The organism is Arthrobacter sp. M2012083 (assembly GCF_000281065.1).
GTDB lineage: Bacteria > Actinomycetota > Actinomycetes > Actinomycetales > Micrococcaceae > Arthrobacter.
The window spans coordinates 35,574-51,325 of sequence record NZ_AKKK01000010.1; the positions used below are offsets into that span (position 1 = coordinate 35,574).

12 protein-coding genes are annotated in these 15,752 nt (G+C 63.3%); 6 read left to right on the plus strand and 6 right to left on the minus strand.

Features of this window, described 5'->3' with window-relative positions; all coding sequences use genetic code 11:
- The 3 genes from A477_RS22125 (at position 1) to A477_RS0106590 (ending at position 3,165) form a co-directional block, all read left to right on the plus strand.
- Complete coding sequence (locus A477_RS22125; protein ID WP_049941320.1) at positions 1 to 810, plus strand: ABC transporter ATP-binding protein; 810 nt, start codon at positions 1 to 3, stop codon at positions 808 to 810.
- Positions 807 to 1,628, plus strand: a complete 822-nt coding sequence (locus A477_RS0106585; protein WP_026005405.1) for an ABC transporter ATP-binding protein — start codon at positions 807 to 809, stop codon at positions 1,626 to 1,628. Before A477_RS22125 ends, A477_RS0106585 begins: the two co-directional genes overlap by 4 nt.
- Before the next feature lie 70 nt (positions 1,629 to 1,698).
- Positions 1,699 to 3,165 (plus strand): GH25 family lysozyme, encoded by a 1,467-nt coding sequence (locus tag A477_RS0106590; protein WP_017198228.1) that lies wholly within the window; start codon positions 1,699 to 1,701, stop codon positions 3,163 to 3,165.
- 41 nt (positions 3,166 to 3,206) lie between these two features.
- On the opposite strand, the gene A477_RS0106595 is transcribed toward A477_RS0106590, so the two are convergent.
- Both A477_RS0106595 and opgC read right to left on the minus strand, forming a co-directional pair.
- On the minus strand, positions 3,207 to 4,562 hold the full coding sequence (locus A477_RS0106595; protein ID WP_017198229.1) for a uracil-xanthine permease family protein: 1,356 nt from the start codon (positions 4,560 to 4,562) through the stop codon (positions 3,207 to 3,209).
- 74 nt (positions 4,563 to 4,636) lie between these two features.
- The gene (gene opgC, locus A477_RS0106600) at positions 4,637 to 7,129 is read right to left on the minus strand and encodes an OpgC domain-containing protein (RefSeq protein WP_017198230.1); all 2,493 of its coding nucleotides are present in this window, start codon (positions 7,127 to 7,129) and stop codon (positions 4,637 to 4,639) included.
- Positions 7,130 to 7,334: 205 nt separating this feature from the next.
- On the opposite strand from opgC, the gene A477_RS0106605 reads away from it, so the two are divergent.
- Together A477_RS0106605 and A477_RS0106610 are read left to right on the plus strand one after the other, a co-directional pair.
- A complete protein-coding gene (locus tag A477_RS0106605; protein WP_017198231.1) occupies positions 7,335 to 7,940 on the plus strand; it encodes a malonic semialdehyde reductase in 606 nt (201 codons plus the stop codon).
- A 480-nt stretch (positions 7,941 to 8,420) separates the two neighbouring features.
- Positions 8,421 to 8,921 (plus strand): 2'-5' RNA ligase family protein, encoded by a 501-nt coding sequence (locus tag A477_RS0106610; RefSeq protein WP_017198232.1) that lies wholly within the window; start codon positions 8,421 to 8,423, stop codon positions 8,919 to 8,921.
- Between the two features lie 94 nt (positions 8,922 to 9,015).
- Here the strand turns inward: A477_RS0106610 and pgm are convergent, their stop codons facing one another.
- Positions 9,016 to 10,677: a phosphoglucomutase (alpha-D-glucose-1,6-bisphosphate-dependent) gene (gene pgm, locus A477_RS0106615; protein WP_026005406.1), complete on the minus strand. Its 1,662-nt coding sequence runs from the start codon at positions 10,675 to 10,677 to the stop codon at positions 9,016 to 9,018.
- A 218-nt stretch (positions 10,678 to 10,895) separates the two neighbouring features.
- Positions 10,896 to 11,651 carry an SDR family NAD(P)-dependent oxidoreductase gene (locus A477_RS0106620; protein ID WP_017198234.1) on the minus strand — a complete coding sequence of 252 codons (756 nt, stop codon included), beginning with the start codon at positions 11,649 to 11,651 and terminating at the stop codon, positions 10,896 to 10,898.
- 221 nt (positions 11,652 to 11,872) lie between these two features.
- Between A477_RS0106620 and A477_RS0106625 the strand changes: the two genes are divergently transcribed.
- Positions 11,873 to 12,565, plus strand: coding sequence for a DUF4190 domain-containing protein (locus tag A477_RS0106625; protein ID WP_017198235.1), 693 nt, complete (start codon positions 11,873 to 11,875; stop codon positions 12,563 to 12,565).
- A 173-nt stretch (positions 12,566 to 12,738) separates the two neighbouring features.
- Here A477_RS0106625 and A477_RS0106630 read toward each other — a convergent pair whose 3' ends face one another.
- Both A477_RS0106630 and A477_RS0106635 read right to left on the minus strand, forming a co-directional pair.
- Positions 12,739 to 14,238 (minus strand): peptide MFS transporter, encoded by a 1,500-nt coding sequence (locus A477_RS0106630; protein WP_017198236.1) that lies wholly within the window; start codon positions 14,236 to 14,238, stop codon positions 12,739 to 12,741.
- Positions 14,239 to 14,326: 88 nt separating this feature from the next.
- The gene (locus tag A477_RS0106635) at positions 14,327 to 15,748 is read right to left on the minus strand and encodes an amidase (protein WP_044568436.1); all 1,422 of its coding nucleotides are present in this window, start codon (positions 15,746 to 15,748) and stop codon (positions 14,327 to 14,329) included.
- Positions 15,749 to 15,752: the final 4 nt, after the last annotated feature.

Here is a 15,752-nt window from a genome sequence, read left to right on the forward strand (position 1 = left end):
ATGCTGCTCGACATAGACAATCTGAGCCTCACCATCACCACGAATGGCATCAGTCATCAAATCCTGGACAAGGTGAGTCTCTCCGTTGACGCCGGAGAAGTGGTGGGCCTGGTGGGGGAGTCCGGCTCGGGTAAGTCCACCACAGCGCGAGCCGTGCTGAAGCTGTATCCCGAAACGGCCGCCGTCGGCGGTTCCATTACGGTGGGCGGGACGGAAGTCCTGTCGGCCTCCAAAGATGAGCTGCACCGTGTGCGCTCCTCCGAAGCGGCGCTGATCCACCAGGACCCGAGGGCTGCGCTCAACCCCGTGCGGCGGATCGGCGACTCGCTGACCGAACGGCTGGTCCACGTGCTGGGTGTCAGCCGTGCGGACGCTGCTGCGGCCGGGCTTGAACTCCTTGCCGCTGTGGGGATCCGGCAGCCTGAAGAGCGGATGCGCCAATACCCGCACGAGCTTTCCGGCGGCATGCTGCAGCGCGTGGTGATCGCCGCCGCTCTCACCGGACAGCCCAAGCTGCTGCTGGCAGACGAGGCCACGAGCGCTCTGGACGTGACCACCCAGGCCGAAGTTCTTGCCATTCTGCGCGACCTTCAGGAGCAACGCGGCCTGGGAGTCCTCCTCATTACCCACGACCTCCACCTGGCCGCCGCCTACTGCGATCGCGTCTACGTGATGTACCGCGGGCAGATTGTGGAGGAACTGCGGGGCAACGATCTCTTCCACGGTGCGCAACACGAATACACCCGCCGGCTGTTGTCGGCCGTTCCCGCAATCGGCCACCTCCCCAAGACAGAAAGCAGGGCATCATGAGCGAGCACGTACTTGAGGTCGACGGGCTGCAGAAGGCGTTCCGCGTGGGTGCAGGCAACGTCGTGGCGTGCAATAACGTCAGCTTCGCCATTCCGCCGGGCGGATCCATGGGGCTGGTGGGGGAGTCGGGGTCCGGTAAGAGCACCATTGCCCGCATGTTGGTGGGTCTTGAAACGCCCGACGCCGGCACTATCCACGTGCGGGGACGGCAGCTTGGGACGCGGGAACGGGGGCGGGCGGCCCGCCTGCGGCGTGCCAAGGAGATCCAGATGGTGTTCCAGGATCCGTACGGTTCTTTGGATCGCCGGCTGACCGTGGCGCAGTGCTTGGATCAGGCGATGCGGTTGCATGGGGTTTCTGGTTCTTCGCGTATCGCTGGGCTGCTTGATCAGGTTGGCCTGCTGGCGAAGCATGGCGACTCCAAGCCCCACCAGCTCAGTGGTGGGCAGCGGCAGCGCGCAGCGATTGCCCGGTGCTTGGCAATCGAGCCATCGGTGATGGTGCTGGACGAGGCTGTCTCGGCTTTGGATGTGTCTGTTCAGGCGCAGATTCTGGCTCTGTTGAACGAGATCCGTGCATCCTCCGGGATCGCACTGTTGTTCGTGAGCCACGACCTCGCCGTGGTTTCCGAGGTCACCGACGACGTACTGGTTATGTACCGGGGATCGATCCTGGAGCAGGGTCCAACGGGCCGGGTGCTGAATGCGCCGGAGCACAGTTACACGAAGCTGCTCATTTCGTCGATGCCAGGGCCGGGGTGGGACCCGAAGAACGTGCTGGAGCGCCGCGCTGCGTTCTTGGCGGAAGTGGGAGTGTGACTTTGGATAGTAGGCTGGGCTGAACCACGTGGGGGCGCCGGTTCCTCCCGCACGCCGAAGGAATCGTCGAATGAAATTCTCCATGTCCAGTCGCTCAAGCCTCCCGAAAACTTCAGCCAAACCGCCGACACGGGGGTTCGCCGGCGCTAAAACGGCCGCTGTCCTGCTCGCCACCATGCTTCTCGCCGCGTCTGGTGCAACGGCGGCCACCGCCTCCGAAGAATCGCCCACAGTCCAAAACGACCACGCGATGGGATCGACCATTCGTGGTCATGAAAGCGCAGGCCAATTGTTCTCCATTCAGGCCACAGATTCCGCTTCTTCATTACCGGGTGTGCCGGGCATGGATGTCAGTAGCCACCAAGGGGTGGTGGACTGGACCAAGGCTGCAGCAAACGGGGCCAAGTTCGCGTACGTCAAAGCCAGCGAGGGGACCGAATACAGCAATCCGTACTTCGCCAACGAATACGCCGGAGCTGCTTCAGCCGGGATGCTGCGCGGCGCCTACCATTTCGCCCTCCCCAACGCGTCGTCCGGTGCCGCTCAAGCCAGCTACTTCCTCCAGAGCGGCGCAGCCTGGACTCCGGATGGAGAAACACTGCCTGCCCTGCTGGACCTCGAATACAACCCCTACGGCAGCGCTTGCTACGGAATGACACCTGGTGAGATGGTGTCGTGGGTCTCCGATTTCGCCACCACCATCCTGTCGCGAACCGGCCGCCTTCCTGCCATCTACACCACCACCGACTGGTGGAATACCTGCACGGGAAGGGCCAATGGCTTCGGGAACCACCCTCTGCACATCGCCAGGTGGGAGTCGACACCCGGGGCGCTGCCAGCTGGTTGGAATGCCTACACCTTGTGGCAGTACGCCGATTCCGGCGTGTTCCCGGGTGATCAGAATGTCTTCAACGGTACCGTCGGGCAGTTGACGGCCTTCGCCAGCAACCCAGGCCCCATTTTCTCCGACATATCCGGCGGGCAGTTCACCGCCGAAGTCAATTGGCTCGGGTCCCGCGGCATTTCAACAGGATGGACCGAGGCCAACGGAGCCAGGACTTACCGACCCTTGGCCCCCGTAGCCCGTGATGCCATGGCCGCCTTCATGTACCGGCTGGCAGGCTCACCTGCCTTCACCGCCCCCGCCAAGTCGCCCTTTACCGACGTAGCCACGACCAACCCGTTCTACAAGCAGATCACCTGGCTTGCCAGCAAGGGCATCAGTACCGGATGGATCGAGGCCAATGGGACCAAGACCTACAGGCCCTTTGAGCCGGTAGCCCGCGACGCCATGGCCGCATTCATGTACAGGCTGGCCGGTTCGCCGGAGTTCACTGCCCCCGCGGAGTCGCCGTTTACGGACGTTGCCACTAACAACCCGTTCTACAAGCAGATCACTTGGCTCGCAAGCAGCGGCATCAGTTCCGGCTGGAGCGAAGCCGATGGGACCAAGACCTACAGGCCCTTTGAGCCGGTGGCCCGCGATGCCATGGCCGCGTTTATGAGCCGTTTCGACAACAAATTCGGGGACCAGTAAGGGCTGCTCCGGTATTGGCGGCTATTTCCCGGCAGGGGACCCTACTTCCCCTTCTTCCCGCCCCTCTTAGCCGCGGCGTTCATCGCCGACTTCACCGCAGGCGGCAGCCCCGCCGTCTCGGTCTCGGGCTCAGCGACGGTCCCGCGCCAGCGGGCCAGCCCCTTCATTCCGTGGTAAATCACCAGTGCAGCGGCTGATCCCAAGGCAATGCCCGTGAACTTCAGCTCGCCGATGGTCCACGTGTAATCCGCGATGCCAATAATCAGCGCTACAGCGGCGGTAGTCAGGTTGATGGGGTTGGAGAAGTTGACCTTGTTCTGCACCCAGATCTTCACGCCGAGCACGCCGATCATGCCGTACAGCATGGTCGCGGCGCCGCCCAGCACACCGGCCGGCACGGTCGCGATCAGTTCGCCGAATTTCGGGGAGAAGCTCAGCAGAATGGCGAAGATACCGGCCACCCAGTATGCCGCCGTCGAATAGACCTTGGTGGCGGCCATGACGCCGATGTTCTCCGCGTACGTCGTGGTACCGGAACCGCCGCCGAACCCGGCGAGCACCGTCGCGGCGCCGTCGGCCATCAGCGCGCGTCCGGAGACGCCGTCGAGGTTTTGGCCGGTCATCGCGGCCACCGACTTCACGTGGCCCACGTTTTCAGCCACGAGCACCAGCACGACGGGCACGAAGAGCCCCACCACGCCAAGGTGGAATTCGGGCGTCTGGAACAGCGGCAGGCCAACCCACGCGGCGGCATCCATCTTTTCGTAGGACACCTCGCCGCGCATCATCGCCACGAGGTAACCCACTACAACACCCACCAGAATGCTCAGGCGCCCCAGGATCCCGCGGAAGAGCACACTGACCAGGATGATTGTCACCAGCGTGACCAGCGCCGTGACCGGAGCGGCGTCGAAGTTGTTCTTCGCGGCGGGCGCGAGGTTAAGGCCGATCAGCGCCACGATCGCGCCAGTGACGATCGGAGGCATGAGCCGGTTGATCCATTCGGCTCCAAACTTCTGGACGATCGCACCAATAAGCGCCAGTACGACGCCGGCAAGCACCACGCCGCCCAAGGCGCCGCTGACGCCGTACTGCTGCTGCGACGCCATGATCGGGGCGATGAACGCGAAGCTCGAACCCAGGTAGCTGGGCACTCGGCCCTTGGTGATCACCAGGAAGAGCAGGGTGCCGATGCCCGAGAAGAGCAGGGTGGTGGCCGGCGGCATGCCCGTGATGATGGGGACCAGGAAGGTGGCGCCGAACATGGCCACTACGTGCTGCATGCCGATACCGATGGTCAAGGGCCAGGCGAGCCGCTCGTCGGGAGCCACCACGTGGCCTGGGCGAATGGACTTGCCGTTGCCGTGGAGCTTCCATTTGATGCCGAGCATGCTCATGGCGGGGCCTTCCTCAGAAGAGTATTGGGATTCGGTGCAACATTACCGCCAAATGCCCACCCACATGCGGCGCTTTAGCGGGGAACCAGCCTGAACAGGAACTTGGTTTTCACCATCACCCAAAGTATGGCGAGCAAGGCGACATACACGCCGGTGTTCAGCCAGAGGTTCCCATCCCGCAGCACAGGGATGTTGGCGATGGCCACAATGAAGAACACGTGCATGATGAACACGTACAACGTGGCTTGGCCCAGGGGTATGAAGAACCAGCCAACGGCGCGTGACAACGGCTTCCAAAAGGCACTTAGCAATGCGTACAAGGCGATGGTGATGAGGAAGACGTTGAGCACCCGCCCCGGCCCGAGATAAGTCCGGCTGAAGAAGGTGTCGTAGACGTACCTGAACGTCGTTTCGGGGATAAGCGCGAGCCGGAAGTCCAGCTGGTTGGTCAGGTAAGGGCCACTCCAGGAGAAGACGGCACAGGCAGCCGCCAGGAAAATGCACACCCCAAGCAGCCAACGCCGACGCTGATCGGCAAACCACTGGATGATTTGATGCCGATAGAACCCGGCGGTCATTCCCACAACGAACAGGAGCTGCCACACGAGAAGCGGGAAGGAATCCTCGAACTGCGAAGGCAGCAGGCGGAAACGGAAGATCGACCCCGCGATGTAAAGGCCGACGCTGAGCGTGAGGACCAGCCAGGTAAACCCGCGGGAAAGCGCAACGAGGATTAGCGGGCTGATGAGCAAGAGGACGACGTAGAGTCCCATGATGTTGAACTGCCACGGCCCGACCTGGAGCAACAGGAGGGCCGGGATGAGCCCCTGCGGGACGGGGAACTGCAGCAACCCCTCCATTCCGGCGTAGAGGTCGTACGTAGTGCCCGCAGCCGCGCGTCCTGCCCCGCCGGTTCCTTGGTCGGTGAAGGTGGTCACGGCTGCGGCGTTGATGAAGGGGAGCAGGCTCAACCCGTACACGATCAGGACCACGGCAAGGGCTGTGAAATACAGCTTCCAGGCGCGCTTGGTGGTTCCATCCACCACATCGCCGAGTTCTGTAGCAATCCGGGGCCCGTAGACCATGCCTAGAACCACTCCGGAGAGCATGACGAACAGCTCCGCTCCGGAAACCACTCCGAGGGTCTCTTGGCTCAGCAGCTGAAAGACGGAGTTGATGCCCACATGGTTTACCACCACAAACACGATCGCGAGGCCGCGGAGCATGTCGATCCGTGCATCACGCTTACCAGTCCCGGTGTAGGACCACTTGCTGGCGAAAGCCCGGGAGGACAACAGCCATAACGCCGCGACAGCTACCAGCACTGATCCGGCCGAAGCCCACGCCGCCCAGCCTTGTATGACCGTCCCAGTCTTCGGCTGCGGTGCCTCGACACCAGGCACGTTCTCCAAGCCCCGCTCAGTGACAGGTCCAATGGTGAGGCCTGAGGTGTCCAACGACGTTCGGAAGGGGTCGGCAAGTGAGGGCTCGGCCGTGGTCCTCCAATCGATGGGCACCTGGCCTGGTTCGCGCACATCCGTGGTTTCGTTCCAGACCACTGCCCGGACAGCCCCATTCCCGGGCTCCGCAACAGAGGCGAAAACCTGGTGCCACCACGTTTCCTTAACATCGAGCTCACCGGCGCCACCAGCACCGGGCGAGTAGAAAGCTCCGGTTTCCACCAGAAGGGGCTTGCTGCGGGCTTGTACGTAGGTGCTGTAGAAATTGTCGGTTCCACCCTCGCCGCTGGTGGTTCCGCCGCTGGAGGCATGGAGGGCATCATTGAACTCGCCCGCCACGGGAAGGGTATTGCTTGCCGCGCCGGCACCCGTTGTGTCGTGATAGACGGACAAGCCAACCCAGTCCACCACGTCATCACCCGGATAGTACGGTTCAAATGCGGAATCGTCCTGGTCCCAAATACCATTCCCGCTGGTGTCCAGCGACGCCAAGGGCACCCCCTTGGGAGGGGTGGAAGTGGCGGCTTGGAAGGGATAGTCCTTTTCTGCTGTCGGAGACCACACCATCACGGGGTCCGGCAGGGTGGCCCGGAGCGCTGCAGCGACATTGTCGAAAGCGGTCCGGTAAGCTTCCGGCTCTTGTCCCCAGCTAACCCACGGCGCGTTCATTTCCGGTGCGAAGCGGACGAAGACCTTCCCCCGGAAGCCGGCGGCCGCCGTCGTGATTTGACTGGCAAAAGTGGACGCAACGTCGTCGGTGATGTCCTTCAGGTCGATCCCGGGGCGGACCGTGAGCAACGCGTGCGAGCCCTGGTCGGCAATGTGGGAGAAGTAGCCCCTCAGGTATTCGCGGCCGCCTTCGTCCACGGGCATGGACACGTTTTGGCCGTAGAGTGCCGCGGGTGCCCCGAGCCGCTGGGCGTAATCTGCTGCCGAGTCCTTGTCCCAGTCAAGCAATGTACCGAAGAGCCGTGTTCCAGGATCCTCGACGCTGGGCTGCTGCTGAACGGAGGCCCAGGCCTGCGCGGTGGGCATCAGGAACATCACCAGAAGCGTGGCAAGAACAGCCAGCCCACGCTTACGGGCCGCTTGGGGAAAGGTAGGCATCAGGCCCCTTCTGGTGTCGTCATTCCCACGGCTGAACGTCCCCAAAGCGGGTGGCAGCTCGTATGCATGATGCTACCGGTTTCAGTGCTGTGCCCAACGTCACGGGCCGTCATGGGAAGAGGACAACTGAAGTTGAAGTTGCAACCATGGAAAGCAGAAGTGCCCGGCCTGCTCAGGGCCAGGGTCCAGCGAAAGGTTCACCAAAATGACGATCGCCCACGAAGAAGCAGTCATTGACGCCGCAGCAGTCGACGCCATTTTTGCCGAAGCCCGTACCGCCAACAGCTTCGCCGGTGAGGTCACCGACGAACAGGCCCGCGCCATCTACGAGCTCACCAAATTCGGCCCCACTGCCTTCAACTCCCAGCCGCTCCGCGTGACCTACGTCCGCTCGGACGAGGCACGCGCCAAGCTCGTCGACACCCTCTCCAATGGCAACAAGGCCAAGACCGCCTCCGCTCCACTGGTCGCCATCCTCTCGTACGACACCGACTGGCAGGGTCAGTGGGACAAGTTCCTCCCCGCTTACGGCGCGCCCAAAGCCATGTACGACGCCGACCCCGCTTTCGCCGCTGCTACTGGCAACAACAACGCACATCTGCAGGCCGGCTACTTCATCCTCGCCGTGCGCTCGCTCGGTTTCGCTGCCGGCCCGATGACCGGTGCCGACTTCGCCGCAATCGACGCCGAGTTCTTCCCGGCGGGCGACCAGAAGAGCTTCCTTGTGGTCAACATCGGCCAGCCCGGCCCGGACGCCTGGGGCGAAGCCAAGCCGAAGTTCGCTTACGACGAAGTGGTTCGCACCGTCTAAGTTTCCCGCCGCGCAACTGCCTCAGAATGTCAGGGCGCCCGCTCACCTTCCTGTGAGCGGGCGTTTTGCGTTTTTGGCCCACTGAATGGCCATCCCTCTCTCACCCCCCTCGGGCTTACGGGCGCCCCTCTCGCACCTCCCTCGGGCTTGAGCCGATCGCTCTCGCGGGTCCCCCGGGTTACGGCCGACGCTCTTTCTCCTCTCTCGGGCTTGGGGTCAATGGGGATGGGCCGTGATGGAGGCGGCGACTTTATCCAATGATTTGACTAAAGATGTCTCCTCTTTTAGCGTTCGACATGATGCCTCATGCGCGGGGCTAGCGCCTTGACTCCCAATGAGAGCAGAGTAGAGATAGGTGAAAGACAATCAGAGGGCCCCGAGAGAGCGACCCGCTCAAGCCCGCGGTAGGTGAGAGATGGTTCGGGATTTAGGGTCGGGATGTGAGAGATGGTTTGTCCGGCGGGGTGGCAAACTATGCCTATGCGGAACCTCATCTGGGTGGCGTTCACGGAGCCCGTCTCGCCGGGGCTGGTTTTTCCGCGCAGCGACTGGCCGCTTCACGTCACATTGTTAAGGTTCGACGTCGGCCTCGACGTGAGTGCCGACGTCGTCGATGTCCTTGCGGACCTGGCCGAAGCGCCCGTCAAAGGCGCGCTTGGTACCCAACTCATGGTGGGTGAAGAGGCGGGTTTCGGGCACATGGGGTCCATACCGGTGAGCCTGATTGAGCACAACCCGCTGCTTCAGGGCCTTCATGAGGAGATCGTCGAGGCAGCGAACACCGTAGGCGGGCGCATTGCTACTCCCAACTACGTCATGGAAAGCTACCGGCCCCACATCTCACACCACGACGGCAAGCGTCCCAGGCCCGGAGACGTCGTCGTGCTTGACCAGATAGCGCTGGTGGACATGGCCCCGGAGGGCGACCACACCATCAGGCGCATCCTCAGGCTCTGGACGCATGACGCTGAAGGCTCATGAGGACACAGAAACGGGCTGACGACGCCTATATTTCAGCGTCCTCAGCCCGTTTGGGTGTCGCTGGCGATTATGCGCGTAGCCAGCTCAGAAGAACCTACGCAATAACCCCGTCCACCAGCGCCTTGGCCTCTTGCTGAACCTGCGCGAGGTGGTCGGCGCCCTTGAAGGACTCAGCGTAGATCTTGTACACGTCCTCGGTGCCCGACGGGCGGGCCGCGAACCAGGCGTTCTCGGTGACCACCTTGAGGCCGCCGATCGAGGCGCCGTTGCCGGGAGCCTCGGTGAGCTTGGCCGTGATCTCTTCGCCGGCAAGGGAAGTAGCGGTGACATCGGCGGCGGAGAGCTTGCCCAGCTTGGATTTCTGCTCGCGCGAGGCCGCGGCATCAATGCGGGCGTAAACGGGAGCACCGAACTGGTCAGTCAGGCCCTTGTAAAGCTGAGAAGGAGAGGACCCCGTGACGGCCGTGATCTCGGACGCCAGCAGTGCCAGCAGGATGCCGTCCTTGTCCGTGGTCCACACGCTGCCGTCGAGCTTGTTGAAGGACGCGCCGGCTGACTCTTCGCCACCAAATGCACCCTCCCCGGACAGAAGGCCCGGAACAAACCACTTGAAGCCAACGGGTACCTCAACCAGCTTGCGGCCGAGCCCGGCAGCAACACGGTCAATAATCGACGACGACACCAGGGTCTTGCCCACCACGGACTCCGGGTTCCAGCCACTGCGGTTCCGGTACAGGTAGTCGATGGCGACGGCCAGGTAGTGGTTCGGGTTCATCAGCCCACCGTCCGGCGTGACGATGCCGTGGCGGTCGGCGTCGGCGTCGTTACCCGTGGCGACGTCATAGGCCGCGGTGCCATCGGCACCCAAGGCCATCCGCTTAATGAGGGACGCCATGGCCGACGGCGACGAGCAGTCCATGCGGATCTTCTCGTCCCAGTCGAGGGTCATGAAAGCCCACTGCGGATCTACGGTGGGGTTCACAACCGTGAGGTTGAGTTGGTGGCGTTCGCCGATCTCGCCCCAGTAGTCAACGGAGGCGCCGCCCATGGGATCAGCGCCGATGCGTACCCCGGCGTTGCGGATCGCGTCCAGGTTCAGCACGGACGGGAGGTCGTCCACGTAGCTGGAGAGGAAGTCGAACTTGCCGGTGGTGTCAGCGGCCAGGGCGTCGTTCAACGGCATGCGCTTGACTCCGCGGAGGCCGTTCTCCAGGAGCTGGTTGGCGCGGTCGGCGATCCATCCCGTGGCGTCGGTGTCGGCGGGGCCGCCGTGGGGAGGGTTGTATTTGAAGCCGCCGTCGCCGGGCGGGTTGTGGCTGGGGGTCACCACGATGCCGTCAGCCTGGGGTGTGCCCGGCGCGGCTTCGCGGTTGTATTTGAGGATCGCGTGGCTCAGGGCAGGCGTCGGGGTGTAACCGTGGCGGGCGTCCACCAGAACGGTCACGCCGTTGGCGGCCAATACCTCCAGCGCGGAGTTCTGTGCAGGCTCGCTGAGGGCGTGGGTATCGCGACCGATGAACAGCGGCCCGGTGATGCCCTGACGGCCGCGGTATTCAACGATTGCCTGCGTGATCGCGAGGATGTGCGGCTCGTTAAAAGACGCCTTCAAACTGGATCCGCGGTGCCCGGACGTTCCAAACGCCACGCGCTGCGCAGGGTCGCCCAAATCCGGAGTTACGTCGAAATACGCGTCCAGCAGGGCTGTGATGTCAACAAGGTCCTGGGGAAGGGCAACTGTGCCCGCTCGGCTAGCCATGGGGTCCAGCATGCCAGACCATGGGGCCCGCTGACACGAAATGTCCGGGATCCGGCCCCTGTGACGCCGAATGGCGCCGCTAATGCGCCCGCGCCATGGGCTAAGCGGCAAAGATTCACTTCACGTTCACGAGCGGCTGCTAGCCAAAATAGCGCTCCGCCCCGGCCCAGAGGCCCGAAGAGGACCCACGGAACCGGGCGAAGCGACAACGGGTAACGCTAGACGGCGGTGTAGCCGCCATCGACGAGTACATACGAGCCGGTCATGAAGCTGGCTTTGTCGGAAAGGAGGAACGTTGTGACGTTCGCGATCTCCTCAGCCTGCCCCAACCGGCCCAGCGGGTGTTTCGCCTCGAGTCCGCTGACCACTTCCTTCGGTGCGGCAGCCAGCAAGGGAGTATCGATGTAGCCGGGGCCGATTGCATTGACGCGAAGTCCCTGGGCGCCGTATTCCGCCGCAGCGTTCTTGGTCATGCCCACCACGCCGTGCTTGGCCGCGGTGTATGCCGCATTGCCGGGAGCTGCGACAGCGCCGTGAATCGACGCCATGTTCACGATGGCGCCCTCGGACGCGCCTGCGGCAAGGATGGCCGGGATTTGGTAGCGCATTCCGTAGAGGACTCCGCTCAAGTTGATGGCGATGACCCGGTCCCAGTCCTCGATGTCGACTTCTCCGACAGGAGCGCTGGCCCCGCCGATACCGGCGTTGTTGACGGCGTAATTAAGGGCACCGTAGGTATCCACGGCGAAGTCGACTGCTTTCTTGTTGTCCTCGGCCACAGCAGTGTTGCCTTGGAACGGGACTGCCTTGCCGCCGTCGGCCGTAATTTGTTCGGCCACGCGAGTGGCGGCAGCGAGGTTGACGTCCACAACTACAACGTTGACGCCGTTCTTCGCGAGGTCCTTGCTGATCGCTTCCCCAAGGCCGGAGCCTCCGCCGGTGACCAGCGCGGTTTTGCCTTCGAAGTTACCCATGATTCCTCCTTCGCGGGACAGCTCCCGCAGATTCGATAGCGAGCGCCGCTTGGGGCGCTACCCATGAAAACCAAGTCCAACTAGAAAATATTCCATGCGTATGCATCAATATGACATTCCTCGCATTTGTCATGGCCACATACACGGAACCCGGGTTGCCTTATGTGGCGCCCCCGGCGGCGGTAGTGTTGGGATCAAAGACCACATCCAGGGGGATTCCTATGTCAGACCAGCCATCCAAGGGCAATGAGGACAAGCCCGCGGGCTACGAACCGCCGCAGTACGTTCCGCCCGCACAGTTCAGCGCGCCCGAGTCGAGCACGCAAGCAGAAAGCGCGCCGGGTTCTGGCGCGTCCGCCGAGAGTGCACCTGATCACGGCGCCAACGCCACCCAGCCGCTCCCGCCCTACGAGCAGAGCGCACACGGGCAGAACCCGTACACGCAGGACGCCCAGGGCCGGAACGACTTCCACGCGCAGCCGCAGCCGCCAGCAAGCGCATACACGCCGGGTGATTACAGCCAGCAGCCCCCGTCGCCCTACGGTCAGCCACCGAGCCCGTACCAGCAGCAGGCGTTCAATCAGCAGCCGTATGGCCAGCAGCCCTACGGTCAGCCGCAGTCACCATACGGCCAGCCCGCTTATTACGCCATGCAGGCTGAGCCCAAGGGCCTGAGCATCGCCAGCATGTGCTGCGGCATCGCCATTTACATTGGCTTCGGGTTCTTCATCCTGCCGCAGATTGCAGCCGTGATCTTGGGTCACCTCGCCCTGAAGCGCGAGCCCGCGGGCAAGGGCATGGCAATCGCCGGCCTCGTGATGGGCTACATCGGCGTGGCGTTGACGCTGATCTTCGGCATCATCTTCTTCATCGCCATCGGCGCCTCAAGCAGCAGCTATAACAACAACTTCTAAACCGCGTACGACGGCGACCCTTGCGTCAGGTGGGAATACCACCAAACGCAAGGGTCGCCGTCGTCATGGGCTATTCGTGCCACGCAAATTCGTCGGCGATACAGAAACGGACCAGTGCCACCTGGATATAGGCGGCACTGATCCGTTTGCGTGTCGTCAGCCGATGTGCGCGGTTACCGTACGCCGCCCATCAGCTTCTTGATCGCGGGCGTTGCTGCCGCCAGCCCCACAGCCAGTACGACTGCAACGCCGCCGATGCCCAGGAAGTACGGGAGCTCGTCCTCGGGGTTGTAGAGGCCTGCGAGGATGCCGGCGAGTGTGGTGCCGAGCGAGACGGACAGGAAGAACAGGGCCACCATCTGGGTGTGGAACGCCTGCGGGGCGAGCTTGGTGCTCACCGACAGGCCGATGGGGGAGAGGAACAGTTCCGCCAAAGTGAACATGAACAGGATGCCCACAAGTGCCAGCAGGGGAGTCTTGCCCTCGCCGGCCAACGGGATGAACGCAAGGAATGCCAGGCCCATGATGAACAGGCCCGCCGAGAACTTCAGCGGTGAACTCGGCTGCTTGGAGCCCAGTTTGGTCCACAGGGCAGCCATGACGCCGGCGAAGATGATGATGAACACCGGGTTGATGGACTGGACCCAGGCGGCAGGCATTTCCCAGCCGAAGAGGTTGCGGTCCAGCTTTTCCTGCGAGTAGACGGCAATGAACGTGAACTGCTGCTGGAACAAGGCCCAGAACCCGGCAGATGCGATGAACAGGGGGATGAACGCGACCACACGCTTGCGCTCCACGCCGGTGACCAACGGGCTGCGGAAGATCAGGAAAAGGTAGATCACAGCGGCACCGATTGCGGCGTATGCCATGCTCCGGGCCAGGTTGTTGGCGTTGACAATCCCTGTGCCTAGCAGGACTCCGATGACGATCAGGATGGCCAGGAAGATCAGGCCGTACTTGGTGCGGTCCTTGGCCGGGAGGGGGTTGGGAACGTGGTGTGCTTCCTCCGGCAGGCGTTTGCGGCCCAGGGAGTAGATCACCAGGCCGATCGCCATGCCCACGGCTGCGGCCCCAAAGCCGACGTGGAAGCCGTAGCTTGTCTGCAGCCAGCCGGTGACCAGCGGGCCAATGAGGCCGCCGATGTTGATGCCCATGTAGAAGATGGAGAAGCCGGCATCGCGGCGCTCGTCCTTCTCGCCGTACAGGCTGCCGACCAAGGCCGTCGCGTTGGCTTTCAAGCCGCCCGAGCCGATGCCGACCAGCACCAAACCTGCGATCAGGCCCGGAATGCCAGGCAAGAGCGCCAGGGCGATGTGGCCGGCCATGATCATGATTGCCGAGCCGAAAAGGACCTTTTCGGAGCCGAAGAGACGGTCGGCGAGCCATGCACCGAGGATCGTCGACAGGTAAACGCCACCACCGTACGCGCCCACCAGGCCAGCGGCGAGCCCCTGGTCAATGGACAGACCGCCCTGCTCGGCGGTGAAGTACATGTAGTAGAGCAGGATTCCCTGCATGCCGTAGAAGGAGAATCGCTCCCACATTTCCACGGAGAAGAGGCTGGCCAACATCTTTGGGTGGCCGAAGAATGACGTATCGCCCGCTGGCTTTGCGGACTCAGCCGTGGTTTGAGGTGTGCTCATTTTCTCAATGCTGGCACTGACTGCGGGCATTGTCACATCGATGAATGCTCGGGGCAACCACTTTCCATATGCTAGACACGGGTCTCGGTGAGCGTCTCGGTGAGCGTCTCGGTGAGCCTCAGCGGGCCTCGAGGGCGGCTGCGAGCTGGAGGAGCAACAGTTCAGACCCGTACCGGCCAATCAGCTGAATCCCCATCGGCAGGCCACTCGGCGTAGTGTGCACCGGAATGCTGATTGCCGGGAGTCCGCACACATTCACCATGGAGGACCATGGCGCGTACTGGCACTGCCTCTTGTAGTCCTCATCAGCATCGCCGGCCCACTCGCTCGGCCACTGCTCACCGCTGTGTCCGCCGCCAGTGAACCAGCCGACCGGCCGCGGTGTCTGCGCCAGGGTCGGCATGAGCATCACGTCCCACCTGGAGTATTGCGTGACGGTATCGTGCTCGAATTGCCGCAGGAAACTCAATGCCTCGTTGACTTTCGACGCACTCCGCTGCTGTGCTCGACGGCGGAACGTCCGGGTGAGGGGGGTTAGCAAGGCCTCGCGCTGGGGTGCTATCCGTGCACTCCCGACGCCGGCAGTCCAGGCCGTCGTGAACGCCTCGGGGTAGCGGTTGTCGTAGCGGATTTCGGCTTCGGTGAGGTTGTGCCCGGCCTTCTCCAGTAGCCTGGTCCCGAGCTCCAGGGCGTCCATCGCTTCCGGTTCTGCCTCGAACGAATACACGCCGGCCCATGGACTTTCCAAGGTCACGCCGATTCTCAGGGGTTCCGGCGCCAGCCCCACATTGCCGAGGTAGCCGCCGTCGGGCGCTTGATCCCGGGGGACGAGCGCGTCCATTAGCAGCGCGGCGTCCGCTGCGGTCCGGGCGAGTGGTCCGGCAACCACCAATTTGGCGGCGTCGCCTGCGCTGGCACCGGATGGCACCAGGCCGCGTCCCGGCTTCAGTCCCACCAGTCCGCAGGCACCGGCCGGGATCCGGATGGAGCCGCCGCCGTCAGTCCCTGGAGCGAACGGAACAAGTCCCGCAGCTACAGCGGCGGCGCTACCGCCTGATGACCCGCCTGAGCTGCGCCCCAAGGCGTGCGGATTGCGCGACGGCGGTGCGACGCGGTTTTCGCTGTAGGCCGTGAGTCCGAATTCCGGGACCTGCGTCTTACCCAGCGAGATGACACCCTGCGCCTTCAACGTTGCCGCGAGAGCTCCGTCTTCGGGTGCCGGCTTGTGGTCGAGGGCCGCGCTGCCGTGCGTTGTGGGAACGCCGGCCACATCGGTGAGGTCCTTGAATGCGGTGGGCATGCCGTGAAGGAGGCTGAGCTCGTCTTGTCGGTGCTCTCGGGATAGCCGCGCATGGAAGCGGTCCGCGTCCTCGGCGTCCCGAAGTGCCTGTTCTGCTGTGACCGTGACGAACGCCCCCAAGTGCTTGTTCCGTGACTCAATCCCAGACAGGAAAAAGCCTGCGGCCTCACGGGCAGAGACTTCGCCGGAAGCCAACGCATCGCGGAGCTCAACAGCCGACGTTTGGGAAAGGTCATGCATGCCA

Excerpts from the sequence above, each read along its gene's own strand:
- opgC (WP_017198230.1), bottom strand. The coding sequence starts at position 7,129 with ATGCCTACCTTTCCCCAAGCGGCCCGTAAGCGTGGGCTGGCTGTTCTT.
- A477_RS0106610 (WP_017198232.1), top strand. The coding sequence starts at position 8,421 with ATGCGGAACCTCATCTGGGTGGCGTTCACGGAGCCCGTCTCGCCGGGG.
- A477_RS0106585 (WP_026005405.1), top strand. The coding sequence starts at position 807 with ATGAGCGAGCACGTACTTGAGGTCGACGGGCTGCAGAAGGCGTTCCGC.
- A477_RS0106620 (WP_017198234.1), bottom strand. The coding sequence starts at position 11,651 with ATGGGTAACTTCGAAGGCAAAACCGCGCTGGTCACCGGCGGAGGCTCC.
- A477_RS0106590 (WP_017198228.1), top strand. The coding sequence starts at position 1,699 with ATGAAATTCTCCATGTCCAGTCGCTCAAGCCTCCCGAAAACTTCAGCC.
- A477_RS0106630 (WP_017198236.1), bottom strand. The coding sequence starts at position 14,238 with ATGCCCGCAGTCAGTGCCAGCATTGAGAAAATGAGCACACCTCAAACC.
- A477_RS22125 (WP_049941320.1), top strand. The coding sequence starts at position 1 with ATGCTGCTCGACATAGACAATCTGAGCCTCACCATCACCACGAATGGC.
- A477_RS0106595 (WP_017198229.1), bottom strand. The coding sequence starts at position 4,562 with ATGAGCATGCTCGGCATCAAATGGAAGCTCCACGGCAACGGCAAGTCC.
- A477_RS0106605 (WP_017198231.1), top strand. The coding sequence starts at position 7,335 with ATGACGATCGCCCACGAAGAAGCAGTCATTGACGCCGCAGCAGTCGAC.
- A477_RS0106635 (WP_044568436.1), bottom strand. The coding sequence starts at position 15,748 with ATGCATGACCTTTCCCAAACGTCGGCTGTTGAGCTCCGCGATGCGTTG.
- pgm (WP_026005406.1), bottom strand. The coding sequence starts at position 10,677 with ATGGCTAGCCGAGCGGGCACAGTTGCCCTTCCCCAGGACCTTGTTGAC.
- A477_RS0106625 (WP_017198235.1), top strand. The coding sequence starts at position 11,873 with ATGTCAGACCAGCCATCCAAGGGCAATGAGGACAAGCCCGCGGGCTAC.